The organism is Clostridium weizhouense (assembly GCF_019431045.1).
Lineage (GTDB): Bacteria > Bacillota > Clostridia > Clostridiales > Clostridiaceae > Clostridium > Clostridium weizhouense.
This window is the reverse complement of record NZ_JAHXPT010000038.1, coordinates 1-1,405: the sequence shown is the minus strand read 5'-3', so window position 1 is coordinate 1,405 and position 1,405 is coordinate 1. Positions and strand designations below refer to the sequence as shown.

At 33.6% G+C, this 1,405-nt stretch carries 2 pseudogenes; both read left to right on the top strand.

The features are described from left to right. Positions 1-427 (top strand): annotated as a pseudogene (locus tag KYD98_RS18010) (late control protein D); the annotation flags it as partial. Beyond that, positions 420-1,405: pseudogene (locus tag KYD98_RS18005) on the top strand (N-acetylmuramoyl-L-alanine amidase family protein); the annotation flags it as partial. The pseudogenes KYD98_RS18010 and KYD98_RS18005, both read left to right, overlap by 8 nt.

Sequence of the window (1,405 nt, the reverse complement as noted above, 5' to 3'; positions counted from 1 at the left end):
TGCAGAACCAATTATTACAGGTTGCATAAGAAAAAATGGAGATACTTGTGAAAAAACATCTGATACAAAAAATAGATATTTTGCTTCAGAACATGGAAGTGAGATAGAAATGCTTCCAGGAGCTTTAAATATAAATGGTGGAAGGAAAAAAAGTTTAAGTATAAGTTTTAATGATAAAGTAGGAGTTTACATTAAAAGTTCAAATGAATTAAAATTAAATGCGGATAAAGAAATATTAATAAAAACACATAAGAAAGTAAAAATAAAGGCTCACAATCAAATATTAATAATGAAAAGAAATAAATCACATGGAGTTTTGATAGAAGATGAATTCTATATTAAAGGAAATAATGTAATAATGAACGGAAGTAGTAGAGAAACTTATGCTCCTTTTGCGAAAGAAGGAGGTGATAGTTACCATGTCTGATAATGAAGCAAGATGGGTAAAAGACAATGGTAGCTGGTATTATTACTATTCTAACGGAGAAATGGCAACAGGATGGCAGAAGTTAGATGGATACTGGTATTATCTGTATCCAGAAGGTTCCATGGCACATGGTGTTCAAGTTGAAAGAAATTTTTTAGGTCATGACGGAAGAATGGTAACAGATGAAGGTTGGGTAAATACTGAAGAGGATAATAGCGGCACCTGGTATTATGTGGGTTCTGATGGAAAACTGGTTAGAGGCTGGAAGTATATAGATGGTGATATGTACTATTTCAATTATCCTGGAGGCTCAATGGCATGGAGCAAAGTAGTTGATGAATGGTATTTAGGTTTAGATGGAAGAATGGTAAGACAGGGATGGGTAAATACCGACGAAAACTACTATGGTACTTGGTATTATGTAGGGACTAATGAAAAAGTAGTTAAAGGTTGGAATAGGATAGATGGTGACTGGTATTATTTTAACTATCCTGAGGGATCAATGACATGGAATAACACAATTGATGGATTTTATTTGAATAATAAAGGTAAAATGATAAATGGTACAGGTTGGCTACAAGACAAAGCAGCTGGAGATTGGTACTATTTTTCTGATGGTGAAGTGGCTACAGGTTGGAAGCAAGATAATGATAAATGGTACTATCTTGATGATTATGGTAGAATGGTTACAGGATGGAAGTATATAGATAGTGATTGGTATTATTTTCATTATGATGGATCTATGGCAACAGGATGGGTACAAGATGATAGTGGATGGTACTTTTTATATAATAATGGATCTATGGCACATAATTATACAGATGGTGGATATCATGTAAATTCTAGTGGAAAAATGGTTACTGGAACAGGTTGGAAATATGTAGATAGTTGGTGGTATTATCTTAAGGATGACGGAAGTGTTGCAACAGAGTGGCTTTATGATCAAGGAAATTGGTATTATTTATATCCAGAAGGATC